This is a genomic window from Streptomyces sp. NPDC058221, assembly GCF_042882365.1.
In the GTDB taxonomy this organism is placed as follows: Bacteria; Actinomycetota; Actinomycetes; order Streptomycetales; family Streptomycetaceae; genus Streptomyces.
In genome coordinates, this window is record NZ_JBHVWF010000058.1 from 1 (window position 1) to 23,554 (window position 23,554).

General features: G+C 70.9%; 23 protein-coding genes. 20 read left to right on the plus strand and 3 right to left on the minus strand.

Going from position 1 to position 23,554, the window contains the following annotated elements:
* Positions 1-215 precede the first annotated feature (215 nt).
* The 12 genes from ACFVW8_RS19665 (at position 216) to ACFVW8_RS19720 (ending at position 13,810) form a co-directional block, all read left to right on the plus strand.
* Positions 216-2,348: a glycoside hydrolase family 27 protein gene (locus ACFVW8_RS19665; RefSeq protein ID WP_389691630.1), complete on the plus strand. Its 2,133-nt coding sequence runs from the start codon at positions 216-218 to the stop codon at positions 2,346-2,348.
* A 176-nt stretch (positions 2,349-2,524) separates the two neighbouring features.
* Entirely contained in the window at positions 2,525-3,814 is a 1,290-nt protein-coding gene (locus ACFVW8_RS19670; protein ID WP_389691632.1) for an ABC transporter substrate-binding protein, read from the plus strand.
* Between the two features lies 1 nt (position 3,815).
* A complete protein-coding gene (locus tag ACFVW8_RS19675; RefSeq protein WP_389691634.1) occupies positions 3,816-4,754 on the plus strand; it encodes a carbohydrate ABC transporter permease in 939 nt (312 codons plus the stop codon).
* Positions 4,751-5,623: a carbohydrate ABC transporter permease gene (locus ACFVW8_RS19680; RefSeq protein ID WP_389691636.1), complete on the plus strand. Its 873-nt coding sequence runs from the start codon at positions 4,751-4,753 to the stop codon at positions 5,621-5,623. Before ACFVW8_RS19675 ends, ACFVW8_RS19680 begins: the two co-directional genes overlap by 4 nt.
* Positions 5,620-7,737: an alpha-galactosidase gene (locus ACFVW8_RS19685; protein WP_389691638.1), complete on the plus strand. Its 2,118-nt coding sequence runs from the start codon at positions 5,620-5,622 to the stop codon at positions 7,735-7,737. The genes ACFVW8_RS19680 and ACFVW8_RS19685 overlap by 4 nt, the downstream gene beginning before the upstream one ends.
* A gap of 69 nt (positions 7,738-7,806) precedes the next feature.
* Positions 7,807-8,565, plus strand: coding sequence for an SDR family NAD(P)-dependent oxidoreductase (locus ACFVW8_RS19690; protein ID WP_389691640.1), 759 nt, complete (start codon positions 7,807-7,809; stop codon positions 8,563-8,565).
* A 44-nt stretch (positions 8,566-8,609) separates the two neighbouring features.
* Complete coding sequence (locus tag ACFVW8_RS19695) at positions 8,610-9,353, plus strand: FadR/GntR family transcriptional regulator (RefSeq protein ID WP_389691642.1); 744 nt, start codon at positions 8,610-8,612, stop codon at positions 9,351-9,353.
* Entirely contained in the window at positions 9,350-10,495 is a 1,146-nt protein-coding gene (dgoD, locus tag ACFVW8_RS19700; protein ID WP_389691644.1) for a galactonate dehydratase, read from the plus strand. The genes ACFVW8_RS19695 and dgoD overlap by 4 nt, the downstream gene beginning before the upstream one ends.
* 165 nt (positions 10,496-10,660) lie before the next feature.
* Entirely contained in the window at positions 10,661-11,305 is a 645-nt protein-coding gene (locus ACFVW8_RS19705) for a hypothetical protein (RefSeq protein WP_389691646.1), read from the plus strand.
* 8 nt (positions 11,306-11,313) lie between these two features.
* A complete protein-coding gene (locus tag ACFVW8_RS19710; protein WP_389691712.1) occupies positions 11,314-11,952 on the plus strand; it encodes a bifunctional 4-hydroxy-2-oxoglutarate aldolase/2-dehydro-3-deoxy-phosphogluconate aldolase in 639 nt (212 codons plus the stop codon).
* Complete coding sequence (locus ACFVW8_RS19715) at positions 11,949-12,818, plus strand: SMP-30/gluconolactonase/LRE family protein (protein WP_389691648.1); 870 nt, start codon at positions 11,949-11,951, stop codon at positions 12,816-12,818. The genes ACFVW8_RS19710 and ACFVW8_RS19715 overlap by 4 nt, the downstream gene beginning before the upstream one ends.
* Entirely contained in the window at positions 12,815-13,810 is a 996-nt protein-coding gene (locus ACFVW8_RS19720) for a sugar kinase (RefSeq protein WP_389691650.1), read from the plus strand. The genes ACFVW8_RS19715 and ACFVW8_RS19720 overlap by 4 nt, the downstream gene beginning before the upstream one ends.
* A gap of 116 nt (positions 13,811-13,926) precedes the next feature.
* Here the strand turns inward: ACFVW8_RS19720 and ACFVW8_RS19725 are convergent, their stop codons facing one another.
* The 3 genes from ACFVW8_RS19725 to ACFVW8_RS19735 form a co-directional block, all read right to left on the minus strand.
* A complete protein-coding gene (locus tag ACFVW8_RS19725; RefSeq protein ID WP_389691652.1) occupies positions 13,927-14,940 on the minus strand; it encodes a heme A synthase in 1,014 nt (337 codons plus the stop codon).
* A 64-nt stretch (positions 14,941-15,004) separates the two neighbouring features.
* Entirely contained in the window at positions 15,005-15,772 is a 768-nt protein-coding gene (locus ACFVW8_RS19730; protein WP_389691654.1) for an ABC transporter permease, read from the minus strand.
* Entirely contained in the window at positions 15,769-16,716 is a 948-nt protein-coding gene (locus ACFVW8_RS19735) for an ABC transporter ATP-binding protein (RefSeq protein WP_389691656.1), read from the minus strand. The genes ACFVW8_RS19730 and ACFVW8_RS19735 overlap by 4 nt, the downstream gene beginning before the upstream one ends.
* A 136-nt stretch (positions 16,717-16,852) precedes the next feature.
* Between ACFVW8_RS19735 and ACFVW8_RS19740 the strand changes: the two genes are divergently transcribed.
* From ACFVW8_RS19740 to ACFVW8_RS19775, 8 genes are all read left to right on the plus strand, one after another.
* On the plus strand, positions 16,853-17,593 hold the full coding sequence (locus tag ACFVW8_RS19740) for a helix-turn-helix transcriptional regulator (RefSeq protein WP_389691658.1): 741 nt from the start codon (positions 16,853-16,855) through the stop codon (positions 17,591-17,593).
* Positions 17,590-19,011, plus strand: coding sequence for a Fe-S cluster assembly protein SufB (gene sufB / locus ACFVW8_RS19745; RefSeq protein ID WP_311306372.1), 1,422 nt, complete (start codon positions 17,590-17,592; stop codon positions 19,009-19,011). Before ACFVW8_RS19740 ends, sufB begins: the two co-directional genes overlap by 4 nt.
* A gap of 62 nt (positions 19,012-19,073) precedes the next feature.
* Complete coding sequence (gene sufD / locus ACFVW8_RS19750) at positions 19,074-20,255, plus strand: Fe-S cluster assembly protein SufD (RefSeq protein ID WP_389691660.1); 1,182 nt, start codon at positions 19,074-19,076, stop codon at positions 20,253-20,255.
* A complete protein-coding gene (locus tag ACFVW8_RS19755; RefSeq protein ID WP_389691662.1) occupies positions 20,255-20,572 on the plus strand; it encodes a bifunctional 3-phenylpropionate/cinnamic acid dioxygenase ferredoxin subunit in 318 nt (105 codons plus the stop codon). The genes sufD and ACFVW8_RS19755 overlap by 1 nt, the downstream gene beginning before the upstream one ends.
* 7 nt (positions 20,573-20,579) lie before the next feature.
* Positions 20,580-21,344 (plus strand): Fe-S cluster assembly ATPase SufC, encoded by a 765-nt coding sequence (sufC, locus tag ACFVW8_RS19760; protein WP_389691663.1) that lies wholly within the window; start codon positions 20,580-20,582, stop codon positions 21,342-21,344.
* Positions 21,341-22,609, plus strand: coding sequence for a cysteine desulfurase (locus ACFVW8_RS19765; RefSeq protein ID WP_389691665.1), 1,269 nt, complete (start codon positions 21,341-21,343; stop codon positions 22,607-22,609). Before sufC ends, ACFVW8_RS19765 begins: the two co-directional genes overlap by 4 nt.
* Before the next feature lie 21 nt (positions 22,610-22,630).
* Complete coding sequence (sufU, locus tag ACFVW8_RS19770; protein ID WP_024492621.1) at positions 22,631-23,086, plus strand: Fe-S cluster assembly sulfur transfer protein SufU; 456 nt, start codon at positions 22,631-22,633, stop codon at positions 23,084-23,086.
* Positions 23,083-23,421: a metal-sulfur cluster assembly factor gene (locus ACFVW8_RS19775; protein WP_056783575.1), complete on the plus strand. Its 339-nt coding sequence runs from the start codon at positions 23,083-23,085 to the stop codon at positions 23,419-23,421. Before sufU ends, ACFVW8_RS19775 begins: the two co-directional genes overlap by 4 nt.
* The last annotated feature ends 133 nt before the right edge of the window (positions 23,422-23,554 follow it).

Below are 23,554 nucleotides of genomic sequence, written 5' to 3' on the forward strand. Positions count from 1 at the left end.
ACACACCGGCGCCCCCCCCCGGGCATGCTGTCCGGTCGGGCTCCGCCGTTCTTCGTTCCCCCGGCCGGCCCTGGCCGCACACTCGGGATCTAGTTTCACTTAATTAGTAATTAATCTTGACGGGTGTTCGGGGAGACGTCACAGTCTTGTCCGTGGCGCCGCCCCGTGATCTCCGGAGGCCGGGCGCCGGTATCCCCAACTCCCGGGAGAATCAGTTGATTTCGCAAGGTGCAAGGACGACGCCTGCCCGGCGGGCCGCCGCCGTTCTGGGTGCGGCCGTACTGGTCGCCGTGTCGGCACCGGCCGCCCAGGCCGACGAGCGGCCCGCCCCGGGCGCTCCGCCGTACTACGACAGCGGCCTGGCGCCGACCCCGTACATGGGCTGGAACACCTACTACGGTCTGGGAGCCCCGACGGAGGACCAGGTCAAGGGTGTCGCCGACTATCTGGTCAGCAGTGGCCTCAAGCGCAGCGGCTACGACATCGTCTGGCTGGACGGCGGCTGGCAGGCCGACGATCCGCGGGACGGGCAGGGGCGGCTGGTCGCGCACCCCGGCCGGTTCCCCTCCGGCATACCCGCCCTGGTGGACTATCTGCACAAGCGCGGGCTGCGGGCCGGTATCTACACCGACGCCGGGACCTACGACGGAGGCAAGACCTGTGGGCTCGGCAGCCGCGGCCACTACCGCGAGGACGCCGAGCAGTTCGCCGGCTGGAAGGTCGACGCGATCAAGGTCGACTTCCTCTGCGGGATCACCGAGAAGATCGATCCGGGGCCCGCGTTCAAGGACTTCAGTGATGCCGTCGCCAAGTCCGGCCGCCGCATGCTGCTCAACCTCTGCAACCCGCTGACCGACGACTGGGGTGTGCCGCACACGCCGGCGCAGGACGCCCACAACGCCTATGTGTACGGCCCGACGACCGGTGACTCCTGGCGGACCGGCACCGACATCGCCTGGGGCACCCCGTCCGAGGGGCAGTGGCCCAACATCCTGCGCAGCCTGGACGCCAACGCCCAGCACCCGGAGGCGCAGGGTCCCGGCCACTACAACGACCCGGACTACCTGATCCCGACGCGCAAGCTGCCGGACGGCTCGTACGAGCTGACCCAGGAGGAGTCCACCACCCAGCTGGTGATGTGGGCGGAGATGGGCTCCCCGCTGGTCATCGGCTCGGACCCGCGCACCCTGCCGCAGGAGATGACCGACACCCTGCGCAATCCGGAGATCATCGCGGTCGACCAGGACCCCCTCGCCATCCAGGGTGTGCGCGTCGCCTCCGATGCCACCGGGGAGGTCTACAGCAAGGTGCTGAAGGGCTCCGGCGAACGGGCGGTGGTGCTCCTCAACCGCTCCGACCGGGCCGCCGAGCGCACGGTGAGCTTCGCCGACACCGGGCTGGGCGGCGCGGTCGGCGTACGGGATCTGCGGGCCCGCGAGAGCCGCGGCACCCACACCGGTTCGTACACCGTCCGGGTGCCCGCGCACGGCACTGCCTTCCTCGCGCTGAGCGGCCGGGACGAGGCCCCGGGCACCTCGCTGGGCACCCGGTCCGACGCGAGCCCCGCCCTGGTGCGGGACGGCGGCCGGCTGAGCGTGTTCACCCGGGGCGCGGACGGATCTCTGCAGCAGCGCGAAGGGCGCGACGGACACTGGAACGCCCGGTTCACCGGCCTCGGCGGGCCGGTGCACGGCGCAATCGTGGGGGAGCCCGCCGCGTACTCGGCAAAACGCGGCCGGATCGATGTCTTCGCCCGGGGCGCCGATGACGCGGCCTACCGGCTCTCCTACGCCGACGGCCGCTGGGGCCGGTGGCAGAAGCTCGGCGGGGATCTCGCCGGTACGCCGGGCGTCGCGCACGACAGCACGGGGCACTGGACCCTCTTCGCCCGGGGAACGGACGGGCGGATCCACACGCGTGGCGCGTCGGCGGGCTGGACCGCGTTCGACGGTCCCGAGGGCGCGGCGCTGTACGGGCGGCCCTCGGCCGTCACCGACTCGGCGGGGCGCACGCGGCTGGCCGTGCGCGCCGACGACGGCTCGGTGCGCACCCGGGTGCGGGAGGCGTCCGGCGCATGGTCGGACTGGTCCTCGCTCGGCGGCGCCGTGAGCGGCAGCCCCACGCTCGTCGCCACCGGCGACCAGGTCCGGCTCTACGTCCGGGCCGGGGACTACACCCTCTGGCAGCGCACCTACGCCGCCGGCGACGGCTGGGGCGACTGGTCCAAGGAGCAGAGCTTCGCCAGCGGGGCCTTCGACGGAGAACTCGCCGCCGTGGCGGGGCCCGACGGCGGGGTGCTGACGGCCTTCCGCGGTGTCGGCGGGCTCGTCCGCCAGGGCTCGGTCTGAGCCAGGACGCCTCCTGAGCACGCGCGTGCCTGTTCCGGGGCGTGAACCAAGCAAGAATAAATAAATTAGTAATTAATCTTGACGGTGGCTCACCCGCCCCGTCAGTCTGTATCAGCCGAACGAGGGCCCGGCCGTCAGGGGGCCGGGCCCCGTTCCGTGGGCGCACAGGGAGTCCCATGAACACCACAGCAAAGAGCCGCCGTACCTTCCTCGCCGGTGCCGCGGCCGTCGGCGCCACCGCGCTGACGAGCGGCTGCGTCGCCTCGTCGTCCAGCGGCGGGAAGGGGAGCTCGGGGGGTGCGGTCACCCTGCAGTCCAACCTCTCCGCACCGCAGGCCAAGTCGGCGATGCAGGAGGTCATCGACGCCTTCAACAAGAAGGGCGGCGCGAAGGGTTCGCTCAACACCGTCGCATCCGAGACCTTCCGCACCCAGCTGCCGACCTACCTCACCTCGGCCAACCCGCCGGACCTCTACACCTGGTACCCCGGCTCCGTGGCGGAGTCGTACGCCAAGAAGGACCTGCTGCTCGACGTCAGCGACATCTGGCAGAAGCCCGAGCTCGCCGGCTACTCGGACGCCCAGAAGAAGCTGTGCACCGACTCCGCGGGCAAGAAGGTCTTCGTCCCGACCACGTACTACTGGTGGGGCGTCTTCTACCGGAAGTCCAACTTCGCCAAGTGGGGCGTCCAGGAGCCCAAGACCTGGGACGAGTTCCTCGACCTGTGCGACAAGCTGAAGACCAAGGGCGTCGCCCCGATCGGCCTCGGCGCGGGCGGCAACACCCCCTGGGTCGCCTCCTCCTGGTTCGACTACCTCAACATCCGGATCAACGGCGCGAAGTACCACCGCGATCTGCTCGCCGGAAAGCACCGCTTCGACGACCCCGAGGTCCGCAAGGTCTTCGACCGGTGGAGCGAGGCGCTGCCCTTCTTCGACCCCAACTCCACCGCGCTGCCCTTCCAGGACGCGACCACCGCGCTGCTCCAGGGCCGCACCGGCATGATGCTCATCGGTACCTTCTTCGCCGACGCCACGCCCAAGGAACAGCTCGACGACATCGACTTCTTCCGCTTCCCGGTCATCGACCCGAAGGTCCCGGTCGCCGAGGAGGCCCCGACCGACGGCTACTTCGCCAGCGCCCGGACCGGCCGCAAGGACGAGACCAAGGAACTGCTGCGCTACCTCGCCACCGCCGAGGCCCAGGAGATCTACCTCAAGGGCTCGTCCGGCACCTCGCTGCCCACCCACCCGGACGCGAAGGACAGCGGAACCCCGCTGGTCGTCAAGGGCCGCAAGCTGATCGAGGGCGCCGCGGACATCACGCAGTTCTTCAACCGCGACTCCAGCGACGCCCTCGCCCCCACCGCCGACACCGCACTCACCCGCTTCCTCGCCAAGCCCAAGGAGATCAGCTCGATCCTCACCACGTGGCAGCGGGACGCGCAGAAGATCTGGAGCCAGTGACATGGCGGTACTCACCGCGCCCCGGAAGGAGGGCCGGGCGCACACCGGGGGCAGGCCCCCGGCCCGCAAGCGGGCGACCCGGGTCCCGCCCGTCGTCCTGGCCTTCGTCCTGGTGCCGCTGCTCGCCGAGGCCTTCTGGGTGTTCTGGCCGGCGCTGCAGGGCTTCTACCTCTCCTTCACCAAATGGGACGGGGTCTCCGCCCCGGAGTTCATCGGACTGGCCAACTTCCGTGAGATGTTCGGCGACGCCGTGTTCCGGACCGCCGCTCTGGACACCGTCATCTGGCTGCTGCTCTTCGGCGGACTCTCCGCCGCCCTCGGACTCGGCGCCGCGCTCCTGCTCCAGCAGGAGCGCCGGGGTGTCGGCTTCTACCGGGCCGCGCTCTTCCTGCCCGTCGTGTTCTCACTGGTGGCCACCGCACTGGTCTGGCAGGCGATGTACCAGCCGGACGGGCTGATCAACAAGACCCTCGAAGCGGTCGGGCTCTCCGGACTGACCCACGCCTGGCTCGCCGACCAGGACACCGCCCTGTACGCCGTGATCGTGCCCGCGCTGTGGCGCCAGATCGGCTATGTGATGGTGCTGTACCTGGCCGGGCTCAAGGGCATCGACCCGGTGCTCTACGAGGCGGCGAAGGTGGACGGTGCCACCCGCCTGCAGCAGTTCCGCCACATCACGCTGCCGCAGCTCAAGAGCGTCAACGCCGTCGTCCTGTCGGTGATCGTCATCGACTCGCTGCGCTCCTTCGACGTCGTGTGGGCGCTCACCCGCGGCGGCCCGTACCACTCCTCCGAACTGCTCAGCACGTACATGTACTCCACCGCCTTCCAGTCCCTGCGGCTCGGCTACGGCTCCGCCCTCGCGGTCGTGATCTTCCTGCTCGCCTTCGGCGTGATCGCGTCCTACCTCGTCCGCGCCTTCCGGGAGGCCGACGCATGACCGCCACCCACACCCCCACACCCAACCGGCGCACCGGCCCCGGGCGGCGCCGGATCTGGGGCACCGCCGGCTTCCACGCCAGTGCCGGACTGCTCTCCGCGCTCTGGCTGCTGCCCATCGTGCTGGTCCTCGTCACCAGCGTCCGGTCCTTCGACGACGTCGCCGCCCACGGAGTCGGCAGCCTGCCGCACTCCTTCACCCTGGACGGCTTCCGCCAGGCCTGGGTGGACGGCGGCCAGCAGCGCGCGCTGATCAACAGCCTGCTGGTCACCGTGCCGTCGGTACTGCTGTCGCTGCTGCTCGCCTCGACGGCCGCGTTCGCGCTCAGCCGCTACGACGTACCGCTGCGCCGCACCCTCCTGCTGCTGATGCTCGGCGGCAACCTGCTGCCCCCGCAGATCCTGCTCGTCCCGGTCTCCAAACTCAGTGAACTGCTGGGCCTGTACGACTCGCTCTACGCCCTCATCGGCGTCCAGGTCGGCTTCGGCATCGGCTTCTACGTCTTCGTACTGCACGGCTTCATGCGGTCCATACCGCCGGAGATCCAGCAGGCCGCGGTCATCGACGGCGCCGGCCCCTGGCAGATCTACACCCGGATCATCCTGCCGCTCGCCAAGCCCGCCATGGCCGCACTCAGCGCCCTGTCGTTCACCTGGATCTTCAACGATCTGCTGTGGGCCATCACCGTGCTGCGCACCGACTCCCGGATGCCCATCACCGCCTCGCTCATCGGACTCCAGGGCCAGTACGTCTCCATGTGGAACGTCATCGCGGCCGGTTCCGTCATCGCCGCGGCCCCGACCGTCCTCGTCTTCCTCAAGTTCCAGCGCCACTTCGTGGCCGGCCTCAACCTGGGAGCAGTGAAGTGACCCCGCACGACCGGGCCCCGCACGACCGTTGGCTGCTGCGCACCGAGAACACCACCTACGCGGTCCGCATCGCCGGCGAAGGCCGCTGGGCCGAGCTCGCCGCCTGGGGCCCGCACGGCGTCGAGACGGGCGAGTCCCCGTTCGAGCACCCGCACCGCACCCACTTCATCACCGCAGCCGACGCCGCCCCCGCCGAGTACCTCCCGTACGGGATGCGCCCCTTCACCGGTGCCGAGCTCGTCGCCCGCAGCCCGGGGCAGGACCGCGGCACCTGGTGGACGTTCGCATCCGCCACCGCGGACGGCGACCGGTCGCTGCGCCTCGGCTTCGCCGACGAACTCCAGGGACTGCGCGCGGTTCTCTGCTACGAGACCGTGCCCGGCACCGATGTGATCCTGCGCTGGACCGAACTGAGCTGCACCGGTGAGGACGAACTGCGTCTGGAGCGGCTCGACTCGGCGGCCGTCACCGTCCCCGTCACCGGCGGGGCCCGGCTCACCTGCCTCACCGGGCAGTGGTCCCAGGAGTTCACCCGGACCCAGCTCGAACTCACCCGCGGCCGCTTCGAGATGGCCTCCGCCCAGGGCGTCCCCGGCCACGCCTACGCGCCCTGGCTCGCCGTCCAGGACGCAGCCGGTCCGGACGGGTACGACACCCCCACGTACGGCGTCGCACTGGAGTGGTCCGGCAACTGGCACCTGACCGCCGATGCCGAACCGGGCGGCGCGGTACGGATCGCGGCCGGGCGGGTGCCCCACGAGGGCGCCGTCCGGCTCGCCCCCGGCACCACCCTCACCACCCCCCGGCTGGCCTGTGCCTTCAGCCCCGAGGGCCTCGACGGCCTGGCCCGGGTCTGGCACCGCTACGAGCGCCGGCTCAGCGGCGGCCGGATGGACCGCACCCGCAAGGTTCTCTACAACTCCTGGGAGGCGACCGGCTTCGACGTCGAAGCCGCCGCCCAGCTCGAACTCGTCCGGATCGCGGCGGACCTGGGCGCCGAACTCTTCGTCGTCGACGACGGCTGGTTCACCGGGCGGCACGACGAGACCGGCGGACTGGGCGACTGGTACCCCGACCCCGCGAAGTTCCCCGACGGCTTCGACCACTTCATCGACGAGGTCCGCGCCACCGGCATGGACTTCGGTCTCTGGGTCGAACCCGAGTCCGTCAGCCCGGCGTCCCGGCTGTACGCCGAACACCCGGAGTGGGTCTACCGCATCGACGGCCGCCCCGCCACGCTGGTTCGCGAACAGCTGCTCCTCGACCTCGGCCGCCAGGACGTCCAGGACTTCGTCATCGCCACCCTCGACCGGCTCCTCGGCGACCACGCCGTCAGCTACCTCAAGTGGGACATGAACCGCCCGCCCACCGAACGCGGCCGGCCCGGCGACGGCCCCGCCGGAGGACAGGACCTGGACGCCGACCACGTCGCCGGATACCTGCGGGTGCTCGACCATCTGCGCGAACGCCACCCGCATGTCACCGTCGAGGGCTGCGCCGGCGGCGGCGGCCGTATCGAACACGCCACCCTCGCCCGGACCGACGTGGTGTGGCCCAGCGACAACACCGCACCGCTGGACCGCCTCGCCATCCAGTACGGCTATCTGCACGCCCACGCACCGCACACCATGAGCTCCTGGGTCACCGACGCGCCCGGCGTCTTCGACCCGCGCCCCCGCTCCCTGGCCTTCCGGTTCGTCACCGCCATGGCCGGGGTCCTGGGCATCGGCGCCGACATCCGCGGCTGGTCCGCGGCACAGCGCGCCGAGGCGGCCGGATGGCTGAGCCGCTACAAGGAGATCCGTGACGTCGTCCACCACGGCGAGGTGCACCTCATCGGCACCCCGGCCGACGCCACCTGCGGGGTCCAGTACCAGCAGGAGGACGGTGCCCGGATCGCCGTCACGGCCTGGAACACCGGCCGCCTCGACGGTGCGCCGCTCGTCCCGGGCCGCGCCGCCCGGCTGCGGCTGCGCGGCCTGGACCCGGCCGCCCGCTACCTCGACCGGCAGACCGGGGCCGTCCACAGCGGCGCCCATCTGCTGCACTACGGGCTGCCGTTCGCCTGGACCGCGCGGTACGACGCGGAACTCGTCGTTCTGATCAGGCAGTAACCCTCCGTCCGACGCACCGTCACTAGAGTCGCCGAGAACAGGCATGAACCCGAGGAGCCGAGCCGTCCCATGAACGCAAACCCCCGCTTCGCATACAAGGTGGCCGTGGTCACCGGAGCCGCTTCGGGCATCGGCGCGGCCACCGCCGAACGGCTGGCCTCGGAGGGCGCCGCTGTGATCCTCGCGGACATCGCGGAAGACCTCGGCGAGAGCGTCGCCGCAGGCATCCGCGCCCGGGGCGGCCGGGCCCGCTTCGTCGTCACGGACGTCTCCGACGAGGGCGACTGGCAGCGGGCCGTGGCCGCCGCGCACACCTTCGGACCGGTCGGCGTCCTGGTGAGCAACGCCTACACGGTCGACGTCACACCCGCCCACGAGATGACCGTCACCTCCTGGGAGCGGCAGCTCGCGGTGAACCTCACCGGCACCTTCCTCGGCTTCCGGGCGGTCCTGCCCGACCTGCGCGAACAACGCGGCGCCGTGGTGCTGACGTCCTCGGTCCACGCCCACAAGGGCATCCCGGGGCACCCCGCCTACGCCGCGTCCAAGGGCGCGCTGCTCTCCCTGTGCGGCCAGCTCGCGGTGGAGTACGGGCCCGAGGTGCGGGTCAACGCCGTACTGCCCGGACCCATCCTCACCGCGGCCTGGGACCGGGTCGCGGACGAGGACCGCCGCAGGAGCGTCGCCGAGACGGCCGCCGGCCGGTTCGGCACGCCCGCCGAGGCAGCGGCCGCCATCGCGTTCCTCGCCGCCGGCGAAGCGTCCTACATCACCGGATCGAGCCTGCTCGTGGACGGCGGCTGGTCCGTCGTCAAGGCCTCGGCCTGACCGGCCGCCCCGACCTCGATCGCACAGCAGAAAGGCACACAGACATGACGCCATACGCGCGCCGCGGAGTGCACGGCCAGACCGTGGAGACTCTTGCGCGCCGGGTCCTGAGCGGCGAGATCCCCGAAGGGGCGACACTCGACCTCGTTGCGCTCCAGGGCGAACTTGACGTCAGCCTGACCGCCCTGCGGGAGTCCCTGAAGGTCCTCGCGGCCAAGGGGATCGTCGACGCGCGCCAGAAACGCGGCACCTTCGTCAGGGCCCGCTCGGACTGGAACCTGCTCGACGCGGACGTACTGCGCTGGCAGTTCGCGGGCGGCACCGAATCCGGCACCGACCTGGCGCTGCTGCGCAACCTAGGCGAGGTCCGCGGCATCATCGAGCCGGCCGCCGTCCGGCTGGCCGCCGAACGCCGAACCGAGGCGGATCTGGTCACCCTCGAAGAGGCGATCACCGCGATGGGCGACCAGGAGGGCGGCCCGGCGCACGCCGTCGAGGCGGACCTCGCCTTCCACCGCGCACTCCTCGCGGCCACCCACAACGAACTACTGGAACGCATGGAGATGGTCATCGAGTCCGGCCTCGCCCACCGCGACGAGATCGTGCACAGCTCGCAGGCCGGCGAGGACCCGGTGCCCAGCCACCGGGCCGTCCTGGACGCCGTCCGCGACCGGGACCCGGCCGCCGCCGAACACGCCATGCGGGCCCTGCTCGACCAGGCCGTACGCGACCTCGACCGGGTGCACGGCACCGGCGCGGCCACTGATGAGGGGACCGCGGACCGGTGAAGATCACGCGTATCGAGACCTTTCTCGTCCCGCCGCGCTGGCTGTTCTGCCGGATCGAGACCGACGAGGGAGTCGTGGGCTGGGGCGAACCCGTGGTCGAGGGCCGGGCCGAAGTGGTCAGGGCCGCCGTCGACGTACTTGCCGAATACCTGATCGGCCAGGACCCGTTGCGGATCCAGGACCACTGGCAGGTGCTCAGCAAGGGCGGCTTCTACCGGGGCGGCCCGGTCCTCTCCAGCGCCGTGGCCGGAATCGACCAGGCGCTGTGGGACATCGCAGGCAAGGCGTACGGCGCCCCCGTGCACGCCTTGCTCGGCGGCCCCGTGCGGGACAGGGTCCGGGTGTACGCCTGGGTCGGCGGTGACGAACCCGCCCGGCTCACCGAGGAGATCACCGCCCAGGTCGAGGCCGGATTCACCGCCGTCAAGATGAACGCGGCAGGCCGTACCTCACCGCTGTCCAGCCCCGCCGAGACCGCCGCCGTCGTCGAACGGGTCGCCGCCGCCCGCGAGGTGCTCGGCCCGGGCCGCGACGTCGCCATCGACATGCACGGCAGATTCGGACCGGCCGGCGCCCGCCGGGTGCTGCACGCCATCGAACCGCTGCACCCGCTGTTCGTGGAGGAGCCGCTGCTGCCCGAACAGGGCCACCTGCTGCCCGCCCTCGCCGCCGCCACATCCGTCCCCATCGCCACCGGCGAACGGCTCTACGGGCGCGCCGAGTTCCTGCCCGCCCTGGCAGCCGGGATCGCCGTCGCGCAGCCGGACCTCTCGCACGCCGGAGGCATCTCCGAGGTCCACCGCATCGCCTCGCTCGCGGAGACCTACGGGGTGCAGATCGCCCCGCACTGCCCGCTCGGCCCCATCGCCCTCGCGGCCAGCCTCCAGATCGCCTTCGCCACGCCCAACTTCCTCATCCAGGAGCAGAGCCGGGGCATCCACTACAACAAGGAGGCCGATCTGCTCAGCTACGTCGTCGACACCGAACCGTTCCGCTTCGAGGCCGGATACGCCGGGCGCACGCTGCTGCCGGGCCTCGGCATCACCGTCGACGAGAACGCCGTACGCGCGGCCGACCGGGCCGGTCACACCTGGCGCAATCCGGTGTGGCGGCACGACGACGGATCGTTCGCCGAGTGGTGAGCGCCCCGGCCCCCCCTGCGGACCGGGACCGACCCGGCGCACGGCGGCCGGTGGACGTCCCTGCGGACGCCCGGACGCGAATGGCTCTGGCACCGGCCGGAGCCGCGCCGTCCCGGTGTCCGGCCGGGCGACGCCTTCGCCGACGCCGGCGGGATCGAGGAGTGCGTGCCGACGGTACGCGGCACCCCCGACCACGGCGACGCCTGGTCCAGGCCCTGGCGGCGGGAGGCCGACGGCACCGAGTCCGTCGACTGCCCCGACTTCGGGCTCAGCCGCCGGATCAGCGTCCACGAGGGCCGGGTGGTGGCCGCCTACCAGCTCACGGCCGAGCCCGGGTACCGTTTCGTGTGGGCCGCCCACGCCCTGCTCGACCTGGCGCCGGGCGCCCGTATCGGGATCCCGGACGGAGCCCCGGCCCGCCGCTATCCGGACGGCGGTGCGGTCTGGACACCGTCCTCCTGGCCCGCGGGAATGGACCGGCTCGGTCCGGACGACGGGACGGCCGCAGGCGCGGTCGTCGACACCTCGCACGTCTCCGTCCACGACGGGACGGCCGTCCTCCGCATGGCCGTCGAGGCCCCGGGCCAGCCGGTGTCCGTCGCGCTCTGGCGCAACCTCGGCGGCTTCCCCGAGCCGGAGCCGTACCGCTCGGTCGGGGTCGAGCCGATGCTCGGGCGCGTCTTCGACCTGGCAGCAGCCGGGGAGGGCGACGCAGCCTGCGTACCGGCCGGCGGAGAGGTGCGATGGCGCCTCACCGTGACCGCGGAAACCGTGACAGAGACAGCACCAGCCGTACCGAAGGAACAGTGAGCCCGCACATGGATCTGCTGACCGCACTGCGCACCCACCGGATCGTCGCCATCGTGCGCGGCGACGACGCGGACGCCGCGCTCAGGACCGTACTGACCCTGGCCGACGAGGGCTTCGCCCTCATCGAGGTCTCGCTCAGCGGCAAGGGCGCGCTCGACGTCATCCGCCGGGCCCGTACCGCCCTCGGCCCCGCCGCACAGCTCGGCGCGGGCACCGTCCTGACCGCGGCGGACGCGAGCGCGGTACGGGAGGCGGGGGCCGGCTTCGTCGTCACCCCGGCCGTGTGCGAGGGCGTCAGCGAGGCGAAGCGCCTCGGACTGCCCGTGCTGGCAGGAGTGATGACCCCGACCGACATCGTGGCCGCACAACGGCTCGGCGCCGACGCGTACAAGCTCTTCCCCGCAGCCCAGGCCGGCGGCCCCGGCTATCTCAAGGCATTGCACGGACCCTTCCCGGACCTGCCGTTCGTGCCGGTCGGGGGAGTGGACGCCGAACTGGCCCACAGCTATCTCGCCGAGGGCGCGACCGCCGTGGGCGTCAGCTCCCCGCTGATCGGCGACGCCGCCGACGGCGGCAGCACCGACGCGCTGCGCGCCCGTGCCCGGACTTTCCTCGACGCCGTGCGCTCCGCGGACGCCGGGCGATGAGCGCCGGGACAGCGGCCGTTCAGTGGGCGGACCGGCTCGGGCTGGGGGAGGGCATACGCGTGGTCGACGGCCGTGTCGTCCTCGTCGACATCCTCACCGGACGGCTGCTGTCCGGCCCCGACGACCGCACGGCACCGCTGACCGAGCTGGCCGGGCTCGATGAACCGCTGGGTGCCGTCGCCCCCGTACACGGCCGCCCGGACCACTGGATCGCGGCCGCCGGAACGGGCATCTGCCTGATCGCCCCGGACGGCCGCCCCGAGTGGCTGGCCCGCCCCGAGGACGGGGCCGCCACGCCGATGCGGATGAACGACGCCACCGCTGATCCGCAGGGCCGGTTCTGGGCCGGCAGCATGGCGTACGACGCGGACGAGGGCGCGGGCTCCCTCTACCGGACCGGCCACGACGGCACGGTGACCCGGGTGCTGGACGGCCTGACCGTGCCCAACGGCCCGGCGTTCACGGCGGACGGGACCGCGATGTACCTCGCGGACAGCGCGAAGGGCGTCATCCGCCGCTACCCGGTCGACCCGGACAGCGGATCGCCGGGGGCACCGGACACCTTCGCCACGTTCGGCGAGGGCAGCCCGGACGGCATGACGGTCGACGCCGAGGGCGGCCTGTGGACCGCGGTCTGGGGCGCCGGCACCGTCCACCGCTTCCGCGCCGACGGCACCCCCGACCGGCAGATCCCGCTCCCCGCCGCCCAGCCCGCCGGGCTCTGCCTCGACGGGGACACCCTGTACGTCACCAGCGCCCGGCACGGGCTCACCGCACCCGGGCCGCTGGACGGCGCGGTCTTCACGGTGCGGGTCGATGTGCCCGGGCTGCCCACCGCCGCCTACCGGCAGGGGGGTTCCGCATGACCGCGACCGCACGTCCGGGGGCCCGCCGGGCCGCCCGGCCCCCGGTGACCTGCATCGGCGAGACCATGGCCGCACTGGTGCCGGAACCGGCCGCCCCGCTGGAAGGGGCCGACCACCTCGGAGTACGGATCGCCGGCGCCGAATCCAATGTGGCGGTGTACCTCGCCGACCACGGGGTGTCCGCCCGCTGGGTCTCCGCCCTCGGCGACGATCCGTTCGGCCGCCGGATCCGCGGCGAAGTGGCCGCGGCCGGGGTCGACATCAGCGGCGTGCGCACCGACCCGCACCGCCCGACCGGGCTCCTCGTCAAGGACCCCGGCACCGACAGCACCCGGGTCCACTACTACCGCCGAGGCTCCGCCGCCTCGGCCCTGGCCCCGGACCTGCTGGACGACGACGCGGTGCGCTCCGCCGGGCTCATCCACCTCAGCGGCATCACTCCGGCGCTCTCACCGAGCTGCCGCGACCTGGTCGCCGCGCTGCTGGAACCGCCCGAGGCCGAACGCCCCTGCCCTGTCAGCTTCGACGTCAACCACCGGCCCGCCCTGTGGCCGGACGGCACGGCCCCGGCTGTGCTGCTCGCCTTCGCCCGGCGGGCGGACATCACCTTCGTCGGCCTCGACGAGGCCCAGGCCCTGTGGGGAGAGCAGCTGCGCGACGCGGCCCACGTGCGCGAGCTGCTGCCCGAGCCCCGCATCCTGGTCGTCAAGGACGGCGGGCGGGCCGCCACCGCCTTCGACGGCCCCCGGGCCCACACCGTGCCCGCGCCCCGGGTCGAGGTCGTCGAACCGGTGGGCGCCGGTGACGCGTTCGCCGCGGGGTTCCTCGCCGGACTGCTGCGCGGCGAGGACACCGTGCGGGCGCTGCGGCTGGGACACCTCACCGCGGGAGCCGCGCTGCGGGTCACCGGCGACCACGGCCCGCTGCCCGGCCCGGAGCGGCTCGCCGCACTGCTGGACGCGGCGCCGGAGGAATGGGCGTCGGGCCGGTGACGTCGGCACGGGCGGGGAGCCGCCGGGCGGACACGGGATCGGTCCGGGCGGGAGGCTGAAGGCGGTCGTCCGCAACGACGGCGCCACCGTCGCCGCGATGGCGCGCCTCTCGGGGCTCAGCCCGCTGCGGCGGGCTCCGGCTGCGCGGCCGACGGGCCGGGCACCGGGGCGACGGCCTCCGGCCGCTCGCGCTGCGACAGCAGGACGCGCACCACGCCGGTCCACACCAGGCACGAGCCGAACATGTGCAGCCCCACCAGGATCTCCGGGGTGTCGGTGAAGTACTGCACGTACCCGATGACGCCCTGCGCCATCAGGATCAGGAAGAGGTCGCGGGTGCGGTGCAGCGGCCCGACGGGAGCGTCGACGGCCTTCAGGACGAACCAGAGCGCGACGGTCAGCGCGACCACGACCCAGGCCAGGTCCGCGTGCAGCTGCGCGATCATCTTCCAGTCGATCGGGATGCGGTGGACGTCGCTGGAGTCACCGGCGTGCCGGCCGGCCCCCGTGACCACAGTGCCGACCGCGATCAGCAGCCCGGCCGCCGCCACCAGCAGCCAGGTCAGCTGCGAGACGGCCTTGCCGACCAGCGGACGGGGGGCGGTATCGCCTTCCCCGACGCGCTGCCAGGTCAGCAGGGCGATCGTGAGCAGGGCGGTGGCCAGCAGGAAGTGCGCCGCGACGGTGTACGGGTTCAGGCCGACGAGCACCACGACGCCGCCGAGCACCGCGTTGCCCATCACCACCCAGAACTGCGCCCAGCCGAGCCGGGTGAGGCTGCGCCGCCAGGGCTTCGCGGACCGGGCGGCGATGATGACCCAGCCGACCACGGCGCACAGGACGTACGTGAGCATGCGGTTGCCGAACTCGATGGCGCCGTGCAGACCCATCTCGCTCGTCGCCGTCAGCGACTCGTCGGAGCACTTGGGCCAGGTCGGGCAGCCGAGACCGGAACCGGTCAGCCGGACGGCGCCGCCGGCCACGATGATCACCACGGCCAGCACGACGGACGCCAGGGCGGCGCGGCGGACGGTCCGGGGGGACGGCGTCCAGCGTTCGGCGATGTACAGGAGCGGGTTCCGCACGGCTTGAGCGACTTCGGCTCGGGTCAGCTTGGGCACGCGCACCATCGTAGGCCGCCGCTTGTGCAAGCTTTCACGAGGGGGACGAATCGTGACCTGTGGGTGTCCGGGGTCACTCCCAGCGGAAGAACCGGGCCGCCGCACCCAGGCCCAGCACCGCCCAGACGGCGAGGATCCCGAGGTCGCCCCACGGCATCGCCGCACCGTGCTGCAGGACGTCCCGCAGCCCGTCCGACAGGGCCGCGATCGGCAGCAGCCCCAGCACGGACTGGACCGCGTCCGGGAACTTCTCCAGCGGCACGATGACCCCGCCGCCGACCAGCAGGAGCAGGAACACCAGATTGGCCGCGGCGAGGGTCGCCTCCGCCTTCAGCGTCCCCGCCATCAGGAGTCCGAGCCCGGAGAACGCCACGGTGCCGAGCACGAGCAGCAGCAGGACGGCGAAGGGGTTGCCGTGCGGCGACCAGCCCAGCGCGAACGCGATCACCGTCAGAAGCACCACCTGGAGCACCTCGGTGACCAGCACGGCGAGGGTCTTGGCGGTCATCAGCCCCCAGCGGGGCAGCGGCGAGGCGCCGAGCCGCTTGAGCACCCCGTACCGACGCTCGAAGCCGGTGGCGATGGCCTGGCCGGTGAAGGCCGTGGACATCACGGCGAGCGCGAGGATGCCGGGCGTCAGGAAGTCGACCGACTCGCCCGAGCCGGTGTCCACGATGTCGACCGCGCTGAACAGCACCAGCAGCAGGGTCGGGATGACCACCGTCAGCAGCAGCTGCTCGCCGTTGCGCAGCAGCATCCGGGTCTCCAGCGCGGTCTGCGCGGCGATCATGCGCGGCAGCGGGGCGACGCCCGGCCGGGGGGTGTACGTACCGGCGCTCATGCGCGCAGCTCCTTGCCGGTCAGTTCCAGGAAGACATCCTCCAGGGTGTGGCGCTCGACGGAGATACCGGAGGGCATCACGCCGTTCTGGGCGCACCAGGAGGTGACGGTGGCCAGCAGCTGCGGGTCGACCTGGCCGCTGATGCGGTAGGCGCCGGTGCTGAGCTCGGCCGCCTCCGTGCCGTCGGGCAGCGCCTTCAGCAGGGAGCCGAGGTCGAGACCGGGCCGGCCGGTGAAGCGCAGGGTGTTCTCGGCGCCGCCGCGACACAGCGTCTCCGGAGTGCCCTGGGCGACGATCCGGCCGGCGTCGATGATGGCCACGTCGTCGGCGAGCTCCTCGGCCTCGTCCATGAAGTGGGTGGTGAGCACGACGGACACACCGTCGGTGCGCAGCTCCCGCACGAGGTCCCAGGTGGAGCGGCGGGCCTGCGGGTCGAGGCCCGCGGTCGGCTCGTCGAGGAAGACCAGCTCGGGCCGGCCGACCACGGCCATCGCGAGGGCGAGCCGCTGCTGCTGGCCGCCGGAGAGCCGGCGATACGTGGTGCGGCCGCAGCCGCCCAGCCCCAGGCGCTCGATCAGAGCGTCCACGTCCAGCGGATGGGCGTGCAGTTTCGCCATGTGCGTGAGCATCTCGTCGGCGCGTGCGCCGGAGTAGACGCCGCCGGACTGGAGCATCACACCGATCCTGGGGCGCAGACGCGCCGCGTCGGCGACGGGATCCAGACCGAGGACCCGGACCATCCCCTCATCCGGACGGCGGTATCCCTCACAGGTCTCGATCGTGGTTGTCTTCCCGGCTCCGTTGGGGCCGAGGACCGCGGTGACCGAGCCGGCGTCCATGCACAGATCGAGGCCGTCCACCGCCGTCCTGTCGCCGTACCGCTTCACCAGGCCACGGACCTGGACAGCCGGGCCGGACGGGGGTGGGGCGGGCTCGCTCTTCATGACCGGCAATTCTAGGCAGCCGCCATTCGGCTCCCCGTTCCGGGGCTTGATTAGGTAACCCTAAGTGATCGATTCCACGGTAGATCGTTCCGGACCGTGGTTGTCAGGGCCGGATGAATTACGCAACAATGGCGTTGTGAAATACGTTGGCGAGGCTCCGCAGGAGGAACTCGCGACCGGTGAGCGCTCGACGCGCAACCGGATCGCGCGCTCCATCCTGGACCACGGCCCGTCCACCGCCGCCGATCTGGCGAAGCGCCTGGGGCTCACCCAGGCCGCCGTCCGCCGACAGCTCGACGCCCTCGTCTCCGACGATGTCGTCGAGGCCCGCGAGCAGCGGGTGTACGGGGCACGGACCCGTGGCCGTCCGGCCAAGGTGTTCGCCCTGACCGACTGCGGCCGGGACGCCTTCGACCAGTCCTACGACGCGCTCGCCGCGGACGCCCTGCGCTGGATCGCCGAGACCTCGGGCGACGAAGCGGTCATGGCGTTCGCCCGTGCCAGGGTCGCCGGCCAGTCGGCGGCCTACCGCGAGGCGATCGAGGCCGCCGACCCCGAGTCCCGTACGGAGGCGCTGGCCAAGGCCTTGTCCGCCGACGGGTACGCTGCTACGGCGCGCAGCGCGCCGGGCCCGCAGCAGGGTGAGCAGCTGTGCCAGCACCACTGCCCGGTCGCACATGTCGCCGAGCAGTACCCGCAGCTGTGCGAGGCGGAGACGGAGATCTTCTCCAGCCTCCTGGGGACCCATGTACAGCGTCTCGCCACCATCGCCCACGGCGATGGGGTGTGCACGACCTACATCCCGCGCAGCGGCCACCCCACACCACAGACCACTGATTCAGCATCCACCAGCAAGTCCGGGAGGAACCCCGCATGACGCTCCCTACGGAGACTGCCCACCCTGAGCTCGATGGCCTGGGCACGTACGAATTCGGCTGGGCCGACTCCGACGCGGCAGGCGCGGCGGCCAAGCGCGGTCTTTCCGAGGCCGTCGTCCGCGACATCTCGGAGAAGAAGAACGAGCCCGAGTGGATGCTGAAGCTGCGGCTCAAGGGCCTCAAGCTCTTCGGCAAGAAGCCCATGCCGAACTGGGGCTCGGACCTGTCGGGCATCGACTTCGACAACATCAAGTACTTCGTGCGGTCGACGGAGAAGCAGGCGGAGTCCTGGGAGGACCTGCCCGAGGACATCAAGAACACGTACGACAAGCTCGGCATCCCGGAGGCGGAGAAGCAGCGCCTCGTCGCCGGTGTCGCCGCGCAGTACGAGTCCGAGGTCGTCTACCACCAGATCAACGAGGAGCTGGAGGCGCAGGGTGTCATCTTCATGGACACCGACACCGCGCTGAAGGAGCACCCGGAGCTCTTCAAGGAGTACTTCGGCACCGTCATCCCGGTCGGCGACAACAAGTTCGCCTCGCTGAACTCGGCCGTGTGGTCCGGTGGCTCGTTCATCTACGTGCCGAAGGGCGTGCACGTGGAGATCCCGCTCCAGGCCTACTTCCGTATCAACACGGAGAACATGGGCCAGTTCGAGCGGACGCTGATCATCGTCGACGAGGACGCCTACGTCCACTACGTCGAGGGCTGCACCGCGCCGATCTACTCCTCGGACTCGCTGCACTCCGCGGTCGTCGAGATCATCGTGAAGAAGGGCGGCCGCTGCCGCTACACGACGATCCAGAACTGGTCGAACAACGTCTACAACCTGGTCACCAAGCGCGCCGTCGCCTACGAAGGCGCGACGATGGAGTGGGTCGACGGCAACATCGGCTCCAAGGTGACCATGAAGTACCCGGCCATCTACCTGATGGGCGAGCACGCCAAGGGCGAGACCCTGTCCATCGCCTTCGCGGGCGAGGGCCAGCACCAGGACGCCGGCGCCAAGATGGTCCACATGGCTCCGAACACCTCGTCCAACATCGTCTCCAAGTCGGTGGCGCGAGGCGGCGGCCGCACCTCCTACCGCGGTCTGATCGAGATCGGCGAGGGCGCGCCGGGCGCGAAGTCCAACGTGCTCTGTGACGCGCTCCTGGTCGACACGATCTCGCGCTCCGACACCTACCCCTACGTCGACGTCCGTGAGGACGATGTGTCGATGGGGCACGAGGCGACCGTCTCCAAGGTCTCCGAGGACCAGCTCTTCTACCTGATGAGCCGCGGCATGACCGAGTTCGAGGCGATGGCGATGATCGTGCGCGGCTTCGTCGAGCCGATCGCGAAGGAGCTCCCCATGGAGTACGCCCTCGAGCTCAACCGGCTGATCGAGCTGCAGATGGAGGGTTCGGTCGGCTAGTACGCCGACGACCGGATCCCCCTGACATCTGTCCGACTGAGAAAGAGAGCACTACGACAGCCATGGCTGAGGCTCAGAACATTCCGGCAGGCTCCGCCACCGCCGGTTCCATCGCGGTGGCCGCCGAGTCGACCGTCGCCACGCGCATGAGCGCACCCCCGTCCTTCGACGTCGCGGACTTCCCGGTCCCGCACGGCCGCGAGGAGGAGTGGCGGTTCACGCCGCTGGAGCGGCTGCGCGGACTGCACGACGGCACGGCCGTCGCCAACGGCGGCGGTGTGAAGGTCGCGATCGAGGCCCCTTCGGGGGTCACGGTCGAGACCGTCGGCCGCGACGACGCCCGCCTGGGCAAGGCCGGCACCCCGGTGGACCGGGTGGCCGCACAGGCCTACTCGTCCTTCGAGCAGGCCTCCGTCGTCACGGTCGACAAGGAAGCGGTGCTTCCCGAGCCGATCCGGATCACGGTGCACGGCGAGGGCGGGGTGGCCTACGGTCACCAGGTCATCGAGCTGGGCGCCTTCGCCGAGGCCGTCGTCGTCATCGACCACACCGGTGACGCGGTGCTCGCCGCCAACGTCGACTACGTCCTGGGCGACGGGGCGAAGCTGACCGTCGTCTCCGTCCAGGACTGGGACGAGACCGCCGTCCACGTCGGCCAGCACAACGCGCTGGTCGGCCGGGACGCCTCGTTCAAGTCCATCGTCGTCACCTTCGGCGGCGACGTCGTCCGGATCCACCCGCGGATCGCCTACGCGGGCCCCGGCGGCGAGGCCGAGCTCTTCGGTCTGTACTTCACCGACAAGGGCCAGCACCAGGAGCACCGCCTCCTGGTCGACCACAACGCCCCGCACTGCAAGTCGAACGTGGCCTACAAGGGCGCGCTGCAGGGCGACGGCGCACACGCCGTGTGGATCGGTGACGTGCTGATCCAGGCCAGTGCCGAGGGCACCGACACCTACGAGATGAACCGCAACCTGGTTCTCACCGACGGTGCGCGGGTCGACTCGGTCCCGAACCTGGAGATCGAGACCGGCGAGATCGTCGGCGCCGGACACGCCTCCGCGACCGGCCGCTTCGACGACGAGCAGCTGTTCTACCTGCAGTCCCGCGGTATCCCGGCCGAGGAGGCCCGCCGCCTCGTCGTGCGTGGCTTCTTCGCCGAGCTGGTGCAGCAGATCGGGCTGCCGGACGTCGAAGCCCGTCTCCTCGACAAGATCGAGACCGAGCTGAAGGCGTCGGTCTGATGACCTTCGTCAAGGTCTGTGCGCTGAGCGAGCTGGAGGACGACACCCCGAAGCGGGTGGAGCTCGAAGGCACGCCGGTCTCCGTCGTCCGCACCGAGGGCGAGGTGTTCGCGATCAACGACATCTGCTCGCACGCGAACGTGTCGCTGTCCGAGGGCGAGGTCGAGGACTGCATGATCGAGTGCTGGCTGCACGGATCGAGCTTCGACCTGCGTACCGGCAAGCCGTCCGGCCTTCCCGCGACGCGCCCCGTCCCCGTATACCCCGTCAAGATCCAAGGGGACGATGTGCTCGTCTCCGTCACCCAGGAGTCCTGAGTCACCCATGGCAACGCTTGAAATCCACGACCTGCACGTCACCGTCGAGGCCGACAACGCCACGAAGGAGATCCTCAAGGGCGTCGACCTGACCGTGAAGCAGGGCGAGACCCACGCCATCATGGGCCCCAACGGGTCCGGCAAGTCCACCCTCGCGTACTCCCTCGCAGGTCACCCCAAGTACACGATCACCAGCGGCACGGTGACCCTGGACGGCGAGGACGTCCTGGAGATGTCCGTCGACGAGCGCGCCCGCGCCGGCCTGTTTCTCGCCATGCAGTACCCGGTCGAGATCCCCGGTGTCTCCGTCTCCAACTTCCTGCGCACCTCCGCCACCGCCGTCCGCGGCGAGGCGCCCAAGCTGCGTACCTGGGTGAAGGAGGTCAAGGAGGCGATGTCCGAGCTCCAGATGGACCCGGCCTTCGCCGAGCGCAACGTCAACGAGGGCTTCTCCGGCGGTGAGAAGAAGCGCCACGAGATCCTTCAGCTGGAGCTCCTCAAGCCGAAGATCGCGATCCTCGACGAGACCGACTCCGGCCTGGACGTCGACGCGCTGAAGACCGTCTCCGAGGGCGTCAACCGGGTCCGCGAGTCCGGCGAGGTCGGCACCCTGCTGATCACGCACTACACGCGCATCCTCAAGTACATCAAGCCCGACTTCGTGCATGTCTTCGCCAACGGCCGCATCGCCGCGTCCGGCGGTGCGGAGCTCGCCGACACGCTGGAGAACGAGGGCTACGAGGCCTACACGAAGGGTGGCGCTTCCGCGTGACTGACGCCCGACAGGGGCTCTCCGGCCTCCTCGACACCGAGGCGATCCGCAAGGACTTCCCGATCCTGGACCGCACGGTCCACGACGGCAAGAAGATCGTGTACCTGGACAGTGCTGCGACCTCGCAGAAGCCGCGCCAGGTGCTCGATGCCCTCAACGAGTACTACGAGCGGCACAACGCCAATGTGCACCGCGGCGTGTACACGATCGCGGAGGAGGCCACGGCGCTCTACGAGGGCGCCCGTGACAAGGTCGCCGCGTTCATCAACGCGCCGAGCCGCAACGAGGTGATCTTCACCAAGAACGCCTCGGAGTCGCTCAACCTCGTGGCCAACATGCTCGGCTGGGCCGACGAGCCCTACCGGGTCGACCACGAGACCGAGATCGTCACCACGGAGATGGAGCACCACTCCAACATCGTGCCGTGGCAGCTGCTCTCGCAGCGCACCGGTGCGAAGCTGAAGTGGTTCGGCATCACCGACGACGGCCGGCTCGACCTGTCGAACATCAACGAGATCATCACCGAGAAGACGAAGATCGTCTCCTTCACGCTGGTCTCGAACATCATGGGCACGATCAACCCGGTCGAGCAGATCGTCCGGCGCGCCCAGGAAGTCGGCGCGCTGGTCTGCATCGACGCCTCGCAGGCAGCCCCGCACATGGTGCTCGACGTGCAGGCGCTGCAGGCCGACTTCGTGGCCTTCACCGGCCACAAGATGGTCGGCCCGACCGGCATCGGCGTGCTCTGGGGACGGCAGGAGCTCCTGGAGGACCTGCCGCCGTTCCTCGGCGGCGGCGAGATGATCGAGACCGTGTCGATGCACTCGTCGACCTATGCCCCGGCGCCGCACAAGTTCGAGGCCGGTACGCCCCCGATCGCCCAGGCCGTCGGCCTCGGCGCGGCCGTGGACTACCTCTCGGCGATCGGCATGGAGAACATCCACCGCCACGAGCAGGCGATCACCGAGTACGCGGTGCGGAGGCTCCTGGAGGTCCCCGACCTCCGGATCATCGGGCCGGCCACCGCCGAGGACCGCGGGGCCACGATCTCCTTCACGCTCGGCGACATCCACCCGCACGACGTGGGTCAGGTGCTCGACGAGGAGGGCATCGCGGTCCGGGTCGGACACCACTGCGCACGGCCGGTCTGCCTGCGGTACGGAATTCCTGCGACGACGCGAGCGTCGTTCTATCTGTACTCCACGCCCGCCGAGGTCGATGCCCTGGTGGACGGTCTGAACCACGTCCGGAACTTTTTCGGTTAGACAGCGGCTGAGGGTTGACTGGTGAAGCTTGATTCCATGTACCAGGAAGTGATCCTGGACCACTACAAGCACCCCCACGGGCGCGGCCTGCGGGACGGCGACGCCGAGGTGCATCACGTCAATCCGACGTGCGGTGACGAGATCACGCTGCGCGTGCGGTACGACGGTGAGACCATCGCCGATGTGAGTTACGAGGGCCAGGGCTGCTCCATCAGCCAGGCCAGCGCCTCCGTGCTGAACGAGCTGCTGGTCGGCAAGGAACTGGGCGAGGCCCAGAAGATCCAGGCCGCGTTCCTGGAGCTGATGCAGTCCAAGGGACAGCTGGAGCCGGACGACGCGATGGAGGAGGTGCTGGAGGACGCGGTCGCGTTCGCCGGTGTCTCCAAGTACCCGGCCCGGGTCAAATGCGCGCTGCTGAGCTGGATGGCGTGGAAAGACGCGACGGCGAAGGCGCTGTCCGAAGGGAAGACGGCATGAGCGACAACGAGACCCTGACCACCAAGCCGGCCTCCGAGGAGGAGGTCCGCGAGGCGCTGTACGACGTCGTCGACCCCGAGCTGGGCATCGACGTCGTCAACCTGGGCCTGATCTACGGCATCCACGTGGACGACGCCAACATCGCCACCCTCGACATGACCCTGACGTCCGCGGCCTGCCCGCTGACCGATGTCATCGAGGACCAGGCGAAGTCCGCCACCGACGGCATCGTCAACGAGCTCCGGATCAACTGGGTCTGGATGCCGCCGTGGGGCCCGGACAAGATCACGGACGACGGCCGCGAGCAGCTGCGCGCGCTGGGCTTCAACGTCTGAGCGGTTCTTTCGTGTGTACGGCCCCCGGCTCCTGCGTGAGCCGGGGGCCGTTCGACGTTGTTCGTCCACCGTATCCCCGGCGTCCGCCCGCTGTTGGCGCGAGAATCGGAACCTACTTCTCGACACCACGCCG